The sequence below is a fragment of the Nocardioides aurantiacus genome, from assembly GCF_003752505.1.
Taxonomy (GTDB): Bacteria; Actinomycetota; Actinomycetes; order Propionibacteriales; family Nocardioidaceae; genus Marmoricola; species Marmoricola aurantiacus.
Genome location: NZ_RKHO01000001.1, coordinates 749,855 through 765,192, shown reverse-complemented (window position 1 = coordinate 765,192; position 15,338 = coordinate 749,855). Strand labels below are relative to the sequence as shown.

The window sequence follows — 15,338 nt, the reverse complement described above, 5'->3', positions numbered from 1 at the left end:
TAGGGTGGGCGTCGTGCGTGCCGAGCTGACCTCCGTCGCCCCCGGCGTGGTCCGGGTGTCCTGGCCCCCGGCGCTGCAGGAGCAGGGCCTGCAGGTCTGCTCCGAGGAGGTGCGACGCGTCGTGGAGTCGGCCTTCAAGGGCGGCGCCACCCGGGTCGAGACCCACGTCGACCCCGACGACGACCAGGCCCAGCGCGTGGCGACCTTCTCGGGCCTGATGCGCGAGGGTGTCGCCCGCGGCGTCGCGGACGCCGACGGCGAGGTCGACCGGCCCGCGACCGACCGGGTCGTCTACGCCCGGCTGGTCGACGACACCCCGCTGGAGGACCCCGACGGGTTCCGGACGCTGCTCAACTCGTTCCTGCCGCGCAAGCGCGCCATCAGCCAGCTGCTGGTCCGCGACCGCGACGACCGGGTGCTGCTGTGCCAGCTGACCTACAAGCGCGACCACGACCTGCCCGGCGGCGTCGTCGAGGTCGGCGAGTCGCCCCAGCTCGCCGTGGCCCGCGAGGTCCGCGAGGAGCTGGCGCTGGACCTCGAGCCGGGCCGGCTGCTGCTCACCGACTGGCTGCCGCCGTGGGGCGGCTGGGACGACGCGCTGTGCCTGGTCTTCGACGGGGGCGTCGTGGACGCCTCGGTGCTCGACGAGGTGGTGCGGCAGGAGCGCGAGATCCGCTCGGTCGCCTTCCACACGCCCGCGGAGGTGCGCGAGCGCTGCGCCGACTTCACCGCCCGTCGCGTCGAGGCGGCGCTGGCCGCGCTCCGGGCCGCTCCCCCGGCCGCCGAGCCCGGGCCGGCGGCCTACACCGAGAGCGGGCGGGGCTGAGGATCAGGGACGCGGGCGCTCGTCCGCGTCGCCGTACCAGTCCTCGCTCCAGTCGTCGTCGTCCTCGTTGCGCGGGCCGGTGCGCAGCGCGTCCCAGCCCCGGCGGAGCACCTTCTCGGCCAGCCGCGCGTTGATCCACGCCGTCGTGGTCCACACCGCGACCCAGGCCACGCCGACCGGCCAGGACACCGCCTCGGGGCCGTGGCCCGCCAGCGCGCCGACGGCCAGGGCGGCGTAGAAGCCGACCCACATCGCCAGCAGGCTGAGCGGCAGCGTGAGCAGCATCAGCACCACCCAGGCCACCGGGGAGTCCACGACGAAGGCCACCGTCGCAGCGACCGCCACGGCGGCGACGTAGGTCTGCCCGCGCAGCGAGAGGCGCACCGGGGCCGCGGCGGTCTGCTCCATGGGTCCATGGTGGGGCATGGACCCCGAGGGTGGGTCAGTCGGCCGCGAGCACCTGGGTGTCGAGGTCGTCCGGGTCGTCGTCACCGTGCACCGGGACGACCACCACCGGGCACGGCGCGTGGCGCATCACCTGGTCGGCCGTCGAGCCCATCCGCAGGCCCAGGAACCCGCCCGCACCGCGGGTGCCGACCACGAGCATGTCGGCGTGGGCCGCGGCCTCCAGCAGCCGGCGGCCGGCCGCGCCGTGGACGACGTGCAGCTGCACGGCGTCGCCCTCGGACACCCCGGCGGCGGCGACGTCCTCACGGAGCCGGTCCAGGACGGCCTGCTCGAAGTCGGTCAGCGGCGGCACGTAGCCGCCGGTCGCACTCGCCGGCCGCGGGGCCGAGGAGATCGACCAGGCGCGTACGACGTGCAGCGTCTCCCCGAGCCGTCCCGCCAGGTCCGCCGCCCAGCGGACCCCCTCCTGGGAGGCCGGCGAGCCGTCGTCGCCCACCAGGATCCCGCCACGTGCGTCGACCTCGGTGGCCACCTTGACCGTGCTCATGTGCCTACCTCCCCACGGGACCGGACGCTCCGGCCCGAGCCCCACCCTAGGGTCAGCCCTTCTCGGCCCCGGCCGTCAACCCGCCCACGAGGAACCGCTCGGCCAGGAAGAACAGCACCACGATCGGCAGCGTCAGGATCACCGAGCCCGCCATCAGCGTCGTCGTGGGCACCTCGATGCTCCCCGCCAGCTGCGACAGGCCCAGCGAGACGGTCCACGAGTCGCGGTCCTCGACGAGGAACAGCAGCGCGAAGAGGAACTCGTTCCAGGCGATCATGAACACGAAGAGCGCGTTGGAGGCCACCGCGGGCAGCGCCAGCGGCAGGCTGATCCGGCGCAGCACCTGCAGCCGCGAGCAGCCGTCGATCGCCGCGGCCTCCTCCAGGCTGACCGGGATCGTGTCGAAGTAGTTGCGCAGCATGTAGATCGTCACCGCTGCCACCTGGGCGAGGTAGACGATCAGCAGCCCGACGAGGGAGCCGCGCAGCCCGATGCGGGTGTAGAAGACGAACAGCGGCACGGCCAGCAGGATGCTGGGGAAGAAGTAGACGGTCAGGAACAGCGCCGAGACCTGACGCCGGCCGAAGAAGTCGAGCCGGCTGACGGCGTACGCCCCCGGCACGGCAACCAGCAGCGAGAGCACCACGGTGCCGCCGGCCACCAGCAGGCTGTTGCGGATGAACGAGGCGAAGCCCTGCCCGCCGGCGTCGACCGAGCGCAGCACGTCGGCGTAGGTCGCCGGGTCGACCTCCGAGAGCCCCACCCACATCCGACCGGGGTCCTGCACCAGGCTGTCGAGCGGCCGGAACGAGAGCACCACCATGTAGTAGAACGGCACGAGCGCCACCAGCAGCAGCAGCCCGATGACCACCGGGCGGAGCACCGCCAGCGAACGCTCCTCGATCGTGTTGCGCAGGTTGGTCGTGCTCATGCCCGCTCCTCCCGCCGGCCGAAGAGCGTGAGGTACGCCGTGACGAGCACCGCCAGGATCGCGGCGAGCACCAGCGCCTGGGCGGCCGCGGCGCCGATGTCGCTGCGGGCGGTGAGGTAGTTGAAGACCCGGACGGCGACCACCTCGGTGCCGGCCCCCCCGCCGGTCAGCAGGTAGATGTCGTCGAAGTTGTTGAAGGTCCAGATGAACCGCAGCACGCACAGCACCGCGATCGTCGGCCCCAGCTGCGGCAGCACGATGTGGCGGAACCGCTGCGTCGGCGTGGCCCCGTCGATGCGCGCCGCCTCCTCGTAGGTGTCCGGCACCGCCTCCAGGCGGGCGGTGAGGAAGAGGAAGGCGAACGGGAAGGAGCGCCAGGCCTCGAACGCGATCACCGTGAGCAGGGCGGTCGGCACCTCCAGCTGCAGGCCCAGCACCGACACGTCGTCGGAGCGGGAGCTGAGGAACGCGATCGGGTCCTCCCAGCCCAGCGCGCCGGTGCCCCAGGCGTTGACCACGCCGTACTGCGGGTTGAGCGCGGTCGACCAGACGAAGGCCGCCGCGACCACCGGGGCGACGTACGGCAGCAGCAGGGCGGCGCGGACCAGCCCACGGCCCCGGAACGGCCGCCGCAGCGCGAGCGCGGCGACCAGCCCGACCAGGATCGCGAGGCCGGTGCCGCCCACGGCGTAGAAGAGCGTGGTCAGCAGGGCGGTGAGGAACCCGTCGGAGGTGAGCACGTCACGGAAGTTCTCGAGCGTGTAGTCGCCGATCACGCCGGTGGTGCGCAGGTCGAGCAGCCGCACCTCCTGGAAGGCCAGCGAGACCGTCCACAGGATCGGGAGCACGACCACCACCACGACCACCACGAAGGTGGGCGAGATCAGCGCCAGGCCGGTGCGGGCGTCCTGCCGGGCCCGCGTGGAGGGCGTACGCCGCCGGGTCGGTCGGGCCGGCCGGCTCGGGCGGGCGGGGCGGGCCGGTTCGGTCGAGGTGCTCACGACAGCGACTCCTGGATCGAGCGGACGTCCTCGGCCGCCTGGTCGGCGACCTCCTCGGCGTCCTCGCCGGAGGCCACCTCGTCGACGGCCGCGGCCACCGGCTGCTCCCCCTGCAGGGCGCCCAGCAGCTCGCCCTGGCCCTGCGGGATGCCCCAGCGGGAGAACTCCTCGGGGCCGGCGGCCAGCGCGGCCAGCACGTCGTCGTCGTAGAAGTCCGAGAGCGGCCGCTTCTCCTCCTGCGGGACGCCCTCGCCGACCGGCAGCGTCGACCAGGTGCGGGAGAACCGCTGCGGCGCCTCGGGGGTGCCGGTGCGGACCGGCACCTTGCCCTCGGGCGCGATCTGCAGCCACGGCACGTAGCCGTCGCCGAACATGTGGGCCACGAAGTCGGTCGAGGCCCGGGTCGAGGACTCGGCCGTGATCGTCCACGACGTCACCTCGCCGAACGAGGCCGGTCCCGCGTTCGCCGGGCCCGCGAGGGTGGTGACCACCCCGGTGTTGCGCGCCAGGAAGGCCGGGTCGTCCTCGCACTGCGGACAGGTGGGCTTCGCGTCGGGGCGCAGCCCGGCCATCTCGTCGAGCACGAAGGTCGACCAGACGAACATCGCGGCCTGCCCGGCGAAGTAGGAGGCCCGCGTGGTGTCGACGTCCTGCGCCCCCGGCACCGAGTAGTCCTCCACGAGGGTGCCGTAGAAGTCGAGCGCGTCGACGCACCGCTGGCTGTCCAGCCCGATCGCGCCGTCGTCCTCGACCAGCTGGCAGTCGTTGCCCAGCGCCACCTGCTCGAAGGTCTGCTCGGTGAAGGCGTCCCCCGGGGCGGTGCCGCCGACGAAGCCGGCCAGGTCGTCGCCGTCGAGCTCCTTCGCCGCGGTCAGCGTCGCGTCGTACGTCGTGGGGGGCTCGAGCCCGGCCTCCTCGAAGAGGTCCTTACGGTAGAAGAGCAGCTGCGACCACGACTCGCTGGGCACCGCCAGCTGCGCGTCGCCCTCGCGGGTCAGCTCGACGGCCCGGTCGACGAAGGTCGAGCGGTCGAGCCGCTCCACCACCGCGGCGACGGCGTCGGTGTCGATCAGCTCGTTGCCCGACAGCGTCCGCACGGCCGCCAGCGGCAGGGCGCCGATGACGTCGGGCAGGTCGCCGGCCGCCGCCGAGGAGACCAGCAGCTGGGTGAACTGGTCCTCGGCCACGGCGACCAGCTCGACCTCCACCCCGGTCTCGGCGGTGAAGTCGTCGACGATCGCCTGGGTCGCCGCGACCCGCTCCGGCAGGTCCTCCTGGATCCAGACCGTGATGCTGTTCGGCGGCTGCGGCTGCGGTCCCCCGCCCGCGCAGGCAGTCAGGGAGACCAGGCCGGCCAGCGCGGCGGTGGCCAGGAGCGCGACCGGTCGCCGGCGGCGGCGACCCCGCGTCCCACGACGGGCAGGTGCGACGGACATGAGGGCCTCCCCGGAGCGGACGTCGACGGTGACGTCAGGTGCGCAGTATCCACTCAGGCCCGACGCACGCCTAGGAGCTCGCGCCCCGCTGTCGGGGGACCCGCAGGCTCAGAACAGCGCGGAGGCGAGGTCCCGCCGGGCGCGCTGCACCCGCGGGTCGTCGTTGCCCACGGCACCGAACAGGCCGATCAGGTGCGTCCGGGCCCGGTCGCGGTCGGCGTCGGACGTCCGGCGCACCAGCTCGACCAGCCGACGGAAGGCGTCGTCCACGTGACCGCCGAGCAGGTCGAGGTCGGCCACCAGGGTCTGCGCCTCGACGTCGTCGGGCGCCGCCGCCGCGGCGCTGCGCGCCTGCTGGAGGTCGACCCCGTCGGTGCGCTGCAGCACCTGGGCCATCGCCAGGCCCGCGGCCGCCTCGGTGTCGGCGGGGTTGGCGGCGACCAGCTTCTGGTACTCCGCGACCGCGGCATCGATGTCCCCTCGCTCGAGCGCGTCCTGGGCGGGGGCGTAGCGCGGGTCGACGAGCTCCTCGCCGGTCTCCTCGTCCACCTCGGCGCCACCGGTGCGGGGCTGGTGGCGGCCCGTGACGCCGCTGGCGGTCAGCTGCTGCAGCACCTGCGTCAGCGCCGCACGCAGGTCCTCGATCGGGGCGGCGTCCTGGAACAGCGGCATCGGGCGGCCCTGGGCCACGAGCACGACGAGCGGCACCGACGGGATCTGCATCGCCTGCGCGATCTGCGGCACCTGGTCGATGTCGACCCGCCCGAGCAGCACGCGGCCCTCGAGCTCGGAGGACAGCGTCTGCACGTCGTCGGCGAGCCGGGTGCTCTCCGGGGAGCGCTGCGGGCTCTCGAAGGCCAGCAGCACCGGCGCGTTGCGGGACGCCTCCAGGACGTCCTGGAAGTTCTGCTCGGTCACCTGCAGGGCGTACGCCGCGCCACCGCCGGCGGGCGCGCCAGCAGGGGTGCCGGCAGGTGCGCCAGCAGGGGTGCCGGCGGGGGCGGTGCTGGGCTGGAGCCCGGAGAGGTCCACCGCACCGGGTCGCGAGAAGGGTTGCTGCGTCATGACGCCATTGTCCCCGAGACCCCGGACGCGGTCACACCAGCGTCCGCCCCCACCGGTGCACGCCTACCGCGCCGCGTTGCTCGGCCGCCCCCACGGACCGGTGATCGCGAGCACGTAGCCCGGCGACTGGATGTTGGCGAACAGCACGGTGCCGTCGGGGCTGAAGGCCGGCCCGGCGAACTCGCTGCCGTTGAGGTCGTTGCGCGCCATCGGGAAGGTCTTGCCCTGGTCGGTGACGCCGACCAGGTGCTGCACCCCGTTGCCGTCCTCGGCGAGGATCAGTCCGCCGTGGGGCGAGAGCGTCATGTTGTCGGGCCCGTCGTAGTTCTCGGCGTCGACCTCGGGGTCGGGGTTGACGCTGAAGATGGTCCGCAACGTCACCGTCCGGGACCGCGGGTCGTAGAACCAGACCTGGCCGTCGTGCTCGTTGGCGCTGCCGTCGCTGCGGCGGGCGAAGCTGGCCACGAAGTAGGCGCCGCCGTCGCCCCACCAGGCGCCCTCGAGCTTGCGGCTGCGGGTGACCTGCTGGTCGGTGAGCTGCTTGCGCACCGAGACCGTCCGGGCGTCGCGGTCGGGGACCTCGACCCACCGGACCTGGTAGCGGGTGCCCGCCCGCGTCGCGAGGGACAGGTCGGGGACGTGCCGGTCGCCCTGCCAGCAGCTCATCGCCTCCAGCGTCCCGGCGGTGTCTCCCCCGGGGCTCTCGGCCAGCTTGCGCAGTGCGCCGAGCCCGCCCCGGAAGCCCTGCGGCGGGGTCCAGCGGTAGTAGAGGCCGTTGGGGTTGCCGGCGTCCTCGGTCTCGCAGATCGTCGACGTCGCCGGGTCGACGGCCACGGCCTCGTGGGCGTAGCGGCCCAGGAACCTCAGCGGCACCGCCGCCTTGTTGACGTTGGCCAGCTGGCTGGACGGGTCGACCTCGAAGACGTAGCCGTGGTCCTTCTGGAGGGTGGCGCTCCGGCGCGCCTCCGTCTCCTCGCAGGTGAGCCAGGTGTTCCACGGCGTCTCGCCGCCCGCGCAGTTGTTGTGGGTGCCGGCCACGGAGACGTACTCGCTCAGCCGCCGTCCGCGGGGGTCGACCTCGATCGTCGTGGTGCCGCCCCGGGCGCCGGGGTCGTAGGTGAGACCCGGCAGCGGTGGCACGCCGGGCGACTCGGACCCCCCGATCTCGTGGTTGCACACGATGGCGGCTCCTCCGCTCGCACGCCCGAAGACGCCGTTGGCGTCCTGGTCCGTCGGCGTGGGGCCCTCGCCGTTCGCGAGCTGGGTGACGCCGGCCTGGGCCACGATCTCGTAGGAGAAGCCCGGGGGCAGGGCGAGCAGTCCACGAGGGTCCGCCACGAGCTCGCCGTAGCCGACCGCCGGGCGGCGCGGTCCGGCGACGGCCTCGACGCTGCCGCTGAGGGCGATGCCCAGGCCGCCGGCCGTGGCGCCGCCGAGGAGTCCGCGTCGGGAGAGAGAGGGGTTCATCGAGATCCTTTTCGAGGGGTGGTCGCCCGCCTCGCGGGCACGGCTCCCAGCCCACCGCGTGACCACCAACACCACGGGCACACCCGGTGAACACGGCACGAAGGACGTGCAGGTCCCCCATCCGCCGGCCCCTCCGCTCCGAACAGCCGTCGTGAGCCTGCTCTCCTCCCGCGCCGACCGACGCGCCTGGTGGCAGCAGCGGCTCGCGCCGCTGCTGGTCCGCTACGACCGGGAGCTGGTCGCCGCGCTGCGTCGACCGGGTGACCGTCCGGTCCGCCCGACCAAGGTGCGGCTGCAGACCCGTCACGGCCGGGTCGACGCGCTGCTCTACGCCCCGGAGGAGCAGCGCTGCGACCTGCCGGTGCACGTGCACCTGCACGGCGGGGCGTTCGTGATGCGTCGTCCGCGGATGGACGAGTTCGTGGCGCAGCACCTCGTGGACCGGCTCGGCATCGCGGTGCTACTGCCCGACTACGCCGTGGCGCCGCAGGTCCGCTACCCGGTGGCGCACGAGCAGGTGCACGACGTGCTGCTGCGGCTCTCCGAGCAGGGCCCGCACTGGGGGCTGGACCCGACCCGGGTCTCGGTGGGCGGCTTCAGCTCCGGGGGCAACCTCGCGGCGGCCGCAGCGCTGCTGGCGCGGGACTCCGGCGGCCCGCGGCTGCGCGCCCTCACCCTCGGCGTCCCGTCGCTCGACGTCGCCTCGACGTGGGCGCAGAAGGCGGTCTCGCTGCCGGCCGGGGCGCAGCCGATGCTCGGGGCGTCGGTGCTCGAGCTGGTGCGGGCGACGTACTTCCGCGACCCGGACGCCCGTCGCCAGCCCTACGGGTCGCCGTTGCTGGCGCCGTCGCTGTCCCGGCTGCCGCCGACACTGGTGGTCACCGCGGGCCTGGACCTGCTGCGCGAGGAGGGCGAGCGGTTCGCCGCCCGGCTCGACGAGTCCGGGGTCGCGGTCCGCCTGCACCGGGTGGAGGGTCGCGACCACTACTTCCTCGACCCCACCAACGTCGCCGCCGAGCTCGACCTGCTCGCCTCGCACCTCCGGACCACCTTGGCCTGAGGGGTGTCGAAACGCTGCGGGAGGACCCCCCGTTCCCCGATACTGCGGACATGGAGGTGCAGGCGGCGGGCTGGCGCACGCCCGCAGCCGGGCCGGGGCGGGCCCTCGTGCCCGAGGGGCTGCGGCTGGTCGCCTTCGTGTGCGCCACCTGGATCGCGACCGACATCGGGTTCGCGAGCTACCGGCCGGAGTTCGGGGTCAGCCTGATCTGGCCGCTGTCCGGCGTCGGGCTGCTGTGGGCCGCCACGGGCGACCGGCGCACCTGGCCGCTGGACGCCGTCCTGCTGACCGCCGTGAGCTCGGCCGCCCTCGTGGTCGCGGGCTCGACGACGGGCCAGGCCGCCATGGGCGCGCTGCAGGTCGTCCTCCAGGCCACGGTCTACCAGGCCGTCATGGTGCGCTGGGCACCCGCGCTCTGGGGCAGCGGCGGCACCCGCCCGCTGCGTCGTACGGCGGACCTGTGGGTGTTCCTCCTCGCCGTGACCGTCGGCTCCGCCGTGGCCTCGGGGGTCCGCGCCGCGGGGCTGGGACTGGTCCCCACCTCCGACCTCCAGGACGCCTCGCTCGTGCTCGCCCGCAACCTGAGCTGGATGATCGCCGTGGGCGGGGTCGCGCTGCAGCTCGGCCCGCGGCTCGCCCCGGGGGGACCCCGCCCGGCGCGGACCCGCCCCGAGCCGGGCCCGCGCGCCGCACCGACCGACCGGACCTGGCGCGGCGGCCCGCTGGAGCTGCTGGCCCTGGCCGTGGTGACCCTGGCGGTGTACGGCGCGGTGTTCACCCGGGAGCAGCCGCTCCCGCTGACCTTCCTGCTGACGGTGCCGAGCCTGTGGGCGGCGATGCGGCTCGACGCGCTGCGCGCCGCCGTCCACGCGGTGGCCTCGGGCACCTTCGCCATCGTGATGACGCTGAGCGGCAACGGCGTCTTCGCCTCCATGGACGACCCCCGGGTCGGGGCCGCGCTGGCCCAGGCGCTGCTCGCGGTGCTGGTGCTCAAGACGCTGGTGATCTCGTGCGTGATGAGCGAGCGCGACGCGGCCATCCGCCGCGCCCGGGTCTCCGAGGCCGCCTCGCTGGGCCGGGCCGCCCTGCTGGGGGCGGTGCTGCACAACATGAACGAGGGCATCGTCGTGGCCCGCGAGGACGGCGAGGTGCTGGTCCGCAACGCCGCGGGCGACGCCCTGCTGCGCTCCTCGGTGATGCTCACGACCCTCCCCGACGCCACCCGGGGTCGGCTGTTCCACCCCGACGGCACCGCGCTCGACGAGGCCGAGCTCCCCTTCCGCCGCGCCCTGGCCGGCGAGGAGGTGCTCCGCGAGGACCTGGTGCTGCGCAGCGACTCCTCCCCCGACGGCCGGGTGATCGAGGTCAGCGCCAGCCCCGTGGCGGAGACCGAGGAGTCGCCCCGGGCCGCGGTGGTCAACTTCCGCGACGTCACGACCGTGCGCGAGCACGAGGGCGACCTCGCCGCCTTCGCCGGGGTGGTCGCCCACGACCTCAACAACCCGCTGACCGTGGTCAGCGGGTGGGCCGACTCGCTGGCCGACTTCTTCGCCCTGGGCGACGTCAGCGCCGAGGACGGCCAGGCGATGATCGGCAGGATCCAGGGCGCCGCGACCCACATGCGCCGCTTCATCGACGACCTGCTCGGCTACACCGTGGCCCGCGACCGCCCGCTGTCCCCGGAGGACCTCGACCTCTCCGCCGTCGCCGAGGAGGTCGCCCGGCTCCGGCGCGACGGCGCCACCCACCCGCACATCGAGATCGAGCCCGGCATCCGGGTGCGCGCCGACGTGGTGCTCCTGCGGCAGCTGCTGGACAACCTGGTCGGCAACGCGGTCAAGTACGTCGCTCCGCACACCCGGCCCCACGTCACGCTGACCTGTCGTCCCGCCGGCGACATGGTCGAGCTGCGGCTGACCGACAACGGCATCGGCATCCCCGAGTCGATGCGCCAGCGGGTCTTCGAGACCTTCGTGCGGGTGCAGACCGACGGCTACGGCGGCACCGGCCTCGGCCTGGACATCTGCCGCCGCGTGGTGGTCCGCCACGGCGGCGACATCCGGGTCGAGGAGGGCGCCGAGGGGGTCGGCAGCACCTTCGTGTTCACGCTCCCCCGCGCCGGCGCACGGCTGCCGGGTCTCCCGCCCGTCGAGCGGCAGCAGGTGGCCGTGTCGCCCGAGCCGACCGCCTAGAAGCGGGCCGGCTCCCGGTACTCGCCCCACTCGGCGCGCAGCGCGTCGCAGATCTCGCCCAGCGTCGCCTCGACGCGGCAGGCCTCCAGCATCGGCGGCACCATGTTGCGGTCCTCGCGGGCCGCGGCCAGCATCTCCTCGAGCGCCCGCTTCACGGCGTCGTCGTCGCGTCCGGCGCGGCGCTCGGCGAGCTCACGGACCTGCTCGGTCTCGACCTCGTGGGAGACCCGCATGATCTCCAGCTCGCGGCTGACCGACTCGGTGTGGCAGTTCACCCCGACGACCTTCTTCTCCTTCTTCTCCAGCGCGACCTGGTAGACGAAGGCGGCCTCGGCGATCTCGGACATGAACCAGCCGTCCTCGATGCCGCGCAGCAGGCCCTGGGTGATCGGGTCCTCGCCGTTGCGGGCGGACTCCGCGAGCGCCTCGACGTGGTCGTGGCGCAGGTCCGAGCCCCCCATCTCGAGGATCTTGTCGAAGATCGCGTTGGCCTCGGCCTCGATGCGGTCGGTCAGCGCCTCGACGTACCAGCTGCCGCCCAGGGGGTCCGCGACGTTGAGCACGCCGGTCTCCTCCATGATCACCTGCTGGGTGCGCAGCGCGACCTCGGCGGCGTGCTCGCTGGGCAGCGCCAGGGTCTCGTCGAGGGCGTTGGTGTGCAGGCTGTTGGTGCCGCCGAGCACCGCGGCGAGCGCCTCGACGCCGGTGCGGACGACGTTGTTGTAGGGCTGCTGGGCGGTGAGGGAGACGCCGGCGGTCTGGGTGTGGAAGCGCATCCACTGGGCCTTGTCGGTCTTCGCGCCGTAGACGTCGCGCAGCCAGCGGGCCCAGATCCGGCGACCGGCACGGAACTTCGCGATCTCCTCGAAGAAGTCGAGGTGGCTGTCGAAGAAGAAGCTCAGGCCGGGGGCGAAGACGTCCACGTCGAGGCCTCGGGAGAGCCCGAGCTCGACGTAGCCGAAGCCGTCGGCGAGCGTGAACGCCAGCTCCTGCGCGGCCGTGGAGCCGGCCTCGCGGATGTGGTAGCCCGAGACGCTCAGCGGCTTGTAGGCCGGGATCTCCTCGGCGCAGTACTCCATCAGGTCGCCGATCAGCTTCAGGTGCGGCTCGGGACCGAAGAGCCACTCCTTCTGGGCGATGTACTCCTTGAAGATGTCGGTCTGCAGCGTGCCGTTGAGCTTGGACAGGTCGGCGCCCTGCCGCTCGGCGGCGACCAGCATCATGCAGAACACCGGCACCGCCGGACCGCTGATGGTCATCGACGTGGTGACCTGCTCGAGCGGGATGGAGTCGAAGAGCACGTCCATGTCGGCGGCCGAGTCGATCGCCACGCCGCAGTGGCCGACCTCGCCGAGGCTCTTGGGGTCGTCGGAGTCGCGGCCCATCAGGGTCGGCATGTCGAAGGCGACGCTGAGGCCGCCACCGCCCCGGCCCAGGATCATCCGGTAGCGCTCGTTGGTCTGCTGGGCGTTGCCGAAGCCGGCGAACTGCCGGATCGTCCACGCCCGGCCGCGGTAGCCGGTGGCGTAGAGGCCGCGGGTGAAGGGGAACTCCCCGGGCCACTCCGAGTCCTCGGTGCCGTACGCCGGCTCGACCTCGACGCCCGAGAGCGTCGTCCAGTCGGCGTCGCGGACCTTGCCGCCCGTGAGCGCCGCGTCGTACCGCTGCTGCCAGCGCTGTCGTGCTGTGTCCCCGGTCACGTCGGTCATGACCCGATGGTAGGTGCGGGGGTGAACGAGCGCTCACCGCAGTAGTCTCCGGCGAGGATTCGTCTCAGCCCCACGAAGGAGCACCGTGCCCGAGGTCAAGCCGCTGCAGAAGGTCCTGGTCGCCAACCGGGGCGAGATCGCCGTCCGCGTCATCCGCGCCTGCAAGGACGCGGGCATCGGCAGCGTGGCGGTGTACGCCGAGCCGGACCGCGACGCGCTGTTCGTGCGCGTCGCCGACGAGGCCCACTCCCTGGACGGCAGCACGCCGGCCGAGTCCTACCTCGACATCGCCAAGATCATCGCGGTGGCCGAGAAGTCGGGCGCGGACTCGGTGCACCCCGGCTACGGCTTCCTGGCCGAGAACGCCGACTTCGCGCAGGCCGTGATCGACGCCGGCCTGGTCTGGATCGGCCCCACGCCCGCGGCCATCGACGCGCTGGGCGACAAGGCCAAGGCCAAGCACATCGCCGAGCGCGCGAACGCGCCGCTGGCCCCCGGCACCAAGGACCCCGTCGCCGATGCCGACGAGATCGTCGCCTTCGCCGAGGAGCACGGCCTGCCCGTGGCCATCAAGGCCGTCTACGGCGGCGGTGGTCGCGGCCTCAAGGTCGCCCGCACCATCGAGGAGATCCCCGACGCCTTCGAGGCCGCCACCCGCGAGGCGGTCGGCGCGTTCGGCCGCGGCGAGTGCCTGGTGGAGAAGTTCCTCGACAAGCCCCGCCACGTGGAGACCCAGTGCCTGGCCGACCAGCACGGCAACGTCGTGGTGATCTCCACCCGCGACTGCTCGCTGCAGCGCCGCAACCAGAAGCTCGTCGAGGAGGCGCCCGCGCCGTTCCTCACCGACGCCCAGGTCGAGGAGCTCTACACCTCCTCCAAGGCGATCCTGCGCGAGGCGGGCTACGTCGGCGCCGGCACCTGCGAGTTCCTCGTCGCCGCCGACGGCACCATCTCCTTCCTCGAGGTCAACACCCGCCTCCAGGTGGAGCACTGCGTCTCCGAGGAGGTCACCGGCATCGACCTGGTGCGCGAGATGTTCCGGATCGCCGCCGGCGAGGAGCTGGGGTACGACGACCCGGACATCCGCGGCCACTCCATCGAGTTCCGCATCAACGCCGAGGACGGCGGGGCCAACTTCATGCCCGCCCCCGGCACGCTCACCCGCTGGTCGCCCCCCAGCGGCCCCGGCGTCCGCCTCGACGGCGGCTACGAGGAGGGCGAGACCATCCCGGGCGCCTTCGACTCCCTCGTCGCCAAGCTGATCGTCAGCGGGCGCGACCGCACCCAGGCGCTGGAGCGCTCGCGCCGCGCGCTCGACGAGTTCGTGGTCGAGGGCATGCCGACGGTCATCCCCTTCCACGCCTCGGTGGTCCGCGACCCGGCGTACGTCGGTGACGGGTCGACCTTCACGGTCTACACGCAGTGGATCGAGACCGACTACGACAACCAGCTCACGCCGTACGCCGGCCCGAGCGCCGAGGCGCCGGAGGCCGAGGAGCGCCAGCGGGTGACCGTCGAGGTCGGCGGCCGCCGTCTCGAGGTGGTCCTCCCCGGTGGCCTGGCCGCCGTCGGCGGCGGTGCCGCGGGCGGCGCCAAGAAGCCGAAGCGCAAGGCCGGGGCCAAGGCGGGCGCCGCGGTCTCCGGCGACGCGGTCACCTCCCCGATGCAGGGCACGATCGTCAAGGTCTCGGTCGCCGAGGGCGACGAGGTCGCCGAGGGCGACGCCATCGTGGTGCTCGAGGCGATGAAGATGGAGCAGCCGCTCAAGGCCCACCGCGCCGGCGTGGTGACCGGGCTGCAGGCCGAGGTCGGCGCCACCGTCACCAACGGCGCGGTGATCTGCGAGATCAAGGACGCCGGCTGACCCGGGCCGGGACCGCTACCGCAGGCCGGGGTGCGCCTTGGCCAGCACCCGGGCGAGCAGCCCCTGCGGGGCCCGGGCGGCGAGCACGGCTCCCACGCGGTTGACCGCACCCGGGATGACGACGGCCCGGCCGGCGTCGAGCCCGGCGACCCCGGCGCGCGCCACGTCGCGGGCCGCGACCCACATCGGCCGGGGCAGCGCCTTCTCGAAGTCCTCGCGGTCGAAGCCGGCCGCCTCCCCGAACCCGGTGTCCACCGGCCCCGGGCACAGCACCGTCGCGGTGACGCCGGTGCCGCGCAGCTCGGCGGCCAGGCTGCGGGTGTAGGACAGCACGAAGGCCTTCGACCCGCCGTACGCCGCCTGGCCGGGCAGCGGCTGGAAGGCCGCCGTCGAGGCCACGTTGAGCACCGCGCCCGCACCCCGCTCGACCATGCCCGGCACGAACCGGCTGCACAGGTCGACCACCGCCCCCACGTCGACGGCCACCATCCGCAGCTCGGCGACGGCCTCGCTGCGCGCGACCGGGCCCAGCGTGGAGAAGCCGGCGTTGTTGACCAGCACGTCGACGACCAGGCCGCGCGCGGCCAGCTCGTCGCCCAGCCGGGCCCGCTCGGCGTCCTCGGAGAGGTCGACCGGCACGACGTGCGCGGTCCCGGGCAGCGACGCGGCCAGCGCCTCGAGCCGCCCTCGCGAGCGCGCCACCAGCACGAGCTCGTGACCCCGCTCGGCGAGGTCGCGGGCGATCTCCTCGCCGATGCCGCTGGAGGCCCCGGTGACGAGGGCGACGTGGGCTGCGGCGGGGGCGGGGAGGCTCATGCGGGCAGGCTACGCA

13 protein-coding genes are annotated in these 15,338 nt (G+C 73.8%); 4 read left to right on the top strand and 9 right to left on the bottom strand.

All coding sequences use genetic code 11. The annotated features are described in order from the left end of the window. Positions 1-13: 13 nt before the first annotated feature. On the top strand, positions 14-826 hold the full coding sequence (locus EDD33_RS03730) for an NUDIX domain-containing protein (RefSeq protein ID WP_246003352.1): 813 nt from the start codon (positions 14-16) through the stop codon (positions 824-826). A 3-nt stretch (positions 827-829) separates the two neighbouring features. Here EDD33_RS03730 and EDD33_RS03725 read toward each other — a convergent pair whose 3' ends face one another. The 7 genes from EDD33_RS03725 to EDD33_RS03695 all read right to left on the bottom strand — a co-directional run bounded on the left by EDD33_RS03725 (position 830) and on the right by EDD33_RS03695 (position 7,681). After that, on the bottom strand, positions 830-1,234 hold the full coding sequence (locus EDD33_RS03725) for a hypothetical protein (protein WP_123389159.1): 405 nt from the start codon (positions 1,232-1,234) through the stop codon (positions 830-832). A 34-nt stretch (positions 1,235-1,268) separates the two neighbouring features. Then, positions 1,269-1,781 carry a universal stress protein gene (locus tag EDD33_RS03720; RefSeq protein ID WP_123389158.1) on the bottom strand — a complete coding sequence of 171 codons (513 nt, stop codon included), beginning with the start codon at positions 1,779-1,781 and terminating at the stop codon, positions 1,269-1,271. A gap of 52 nt (positions 1,782-1,833) precedes the next feature. Beyond that, the gene (locus tag EDD33_RS03715) at positions 1,834-2,712 is read right to left on the bottom strand and encodes a carbohydrate ABC transporter permease (RefSeq protein ID WP_123389157.1); all 879 of its coding nucleotides are present in this window, start codon (positions 2,710-2,712) and stop codon (positions 1,834-1,836) included. Then, a complete protein-coding gene (locus tag EDD33_RS03710; protein ID WP_123389156.1) occupies positions 2,709-3,713 on the bottom strand; it encodes a carbohydrate ABC transporter permease in 1,005 nt (334 codons plus the stop codon). The genes EDD33_RS03715 and EDD33_RS03710 overlap by 4 nt, the downstream gene beginning before the upstream one ends. Beyond that, positions 3,710-5,149 carry an ABC transporter substrate-binding protein gene (locus EDD33_RS03705; RefSeq protein WP_123389155.1) on the bottom strand — a complete coding sequence of 480 codons (1,440 nt, stop codon included), beginning with the start codon at positions 5,147-5,149 and terminating at the stop codon, positions 3,710-3,712. The genes EDD33_RS03710 and EDD33_RS03705 overlap by 4 nt, the downstream gene beginning before the upstream one ends. Before the next feature lie 108 nt (positions 5,150-5,257). Further along, positions 5,258-6,214, bottom strand: coding sequence for a co-chaperone YbbN (locus EDD33_RS03700; RefSeq protein WP_123389154.1), 957 nt, complete (start codon positions 6,212-6,214; stop codon positions 5,258-5,260). Positions 6,215-6,277: 63 nt separating this feature from the next. Next, positions 6,278-7,681, bottom strand: a complete 1,404-nt coding sequence (locus tag EDD33_RS03695; RefSeq protein WP_211332399.1) for an alkaline phosphatase PhoX — start codon at positions 7,679-7,681, stop codon at positions 6,278-6,280. 151 nt (positions 7,682-7,832) lie between these two features. On the opposite strand from EDD33_RS03695, the gene EDD33_RS03690 reads away from it, so the two are divergent. Both EDD33_RS03690 and EDD33_RS03685 read left to right on the top strand, forming a co-directional pair. After that, on the top strand, positions 7,833-8,741 hold the full coding sequence (locus tag EDD33_RS03690; protein WP_170169686.1) for an alpha/beta hydrolase: 909 nt from the start codon (positions 7,833-7,835) through the stop codon (positions 8,739-8,741). A gap of 50 nt (positions 8,742-8,791) precedes the next feature. Continuing rightward, a complete protein-coding gene (locus EDD33_RS03685) occupies positions 8,792-10,933 on the top strand; it encodes an ATP-binding protein (protein ID WP_123389152.1) in 2,142 nt (713 codons plus the stop codon). On the opposite strand, the gene icmA is transcribed toward EDD33_RS03685, so the two are convergent. After that, entirely contained in the window at positions 10,930-12,642 is a 1,713-nt protein-coding gene (icmA, locus tag EDD33_RS03680) for a coenzyme B12-dependent isobutyryl-CoA mutase large subunit (RefSeq protein WP_123389151.1), read from the bottom strand. The genes EDD33_RS03685 and icmA overlap by 4 nt on opposite strands. 85 nt (positions 12,643-12,727) lie before the next feature. Between icmA and EDD33_RS03675 the strand changes: the two genes are divergently transcribed. Continuing rightward, positions 12,728-14,506 (top strand): acetyl/propionyl/methylcrotonyl-CoA carboxylase subunit alpha, encoded by a 1,779-nt coding sequence (locus EDD33_RS03675; protein ID WP_123389150.1) that lies wholly within the window; start codon positions 12,728-12,730, stop codon positions 14,504-14,506. A gap of 15 nt (positions 14,507-14,521) precedes the next feature. Here EDD33_RS03675 and EDD33_RS03670 read toward each other — a convergent pair whose 3' ends face one another. Beyond that, positions 14,522-15,322, bottom strand: a complete 801-nt coding sequence (locus tag EDD33_RS03670; RefSeq protein ID WP_123389149.1) for an SDR family NAD(P)-dependent oxidoreductase — start codon at positions 15,320-15,322, stop codon at positions 14,522-14,524. Positions 15,323-15,338: the final 16 nt, after the last annotated feature.

Bases quoted from the DNA above. Each gene is read 5' to 3' on its own strand.
- EDD33_RS03725 (WP_123389159.1), bottom strand. From the start codon at position 1,234: ATGGAGCAGACCGCCGCGGCCCCGGTGCGCCTCTCGCTGCGCGGGCAG.
- EDD33_RS03720 (WP_123389158.1), bottom strand. From the start codon at position 1,781: ATGAGCACGGTCAAGGTGGCCACCGAGGTCGACGCACGTGGCGGGATC.
- EDD33_RS03715 (WP_123389157.1), bottom strand. From the start codon at position 2,712: ATGAGCACGACCAACCTGCGCAACACGATCGAGGAGCGTTCGCTGGCG.
- EDD33_RS03705 (WP_123389155.1), bottom strand. From the start codon at position 5,149: ATGTCCGTCGCACCTGCCCGTCGTGGGACGCGGGGTCGCCGCCGCCGG.
- EDD33_RS03700 (WP_123389154.1), bottom strand. From the start codon at position 6,214: ATGACGCAGCAACCCTTCTCGCGACCCGGTGCGGTGGACCTCTCCGGG.
- EDD33_RS03695 (WP_211332399.1), bottom strand. From the start codon at position 7,681: ATGAACCCCTCTCTCTCCCGACGCGGACTCCTCGGCGGCGCCACGGCC.
- EDD33_RS03685 (WP_123389152.1), top strand. From the start codon at position 8,792: ATGGAGGTGCAGGCGGCGGGCTGGCGCACGCCCGCAGCCGGGCCGGGG.
- icmA (WP_123389151.1), bottom strand. From the start codon at position 12,642: ATGACCGACGTGACCGGGGACACAGCACGACAGCGCTGGCAGCAGCGG.
- EDD33_RS03670 (WP_123389149.1), bottom strand. From the start codon at position 15,322: ATGAGCCTCCCCGCCCCCGCCGCAGCCCACGTCGCCCTCGTCACCGGG.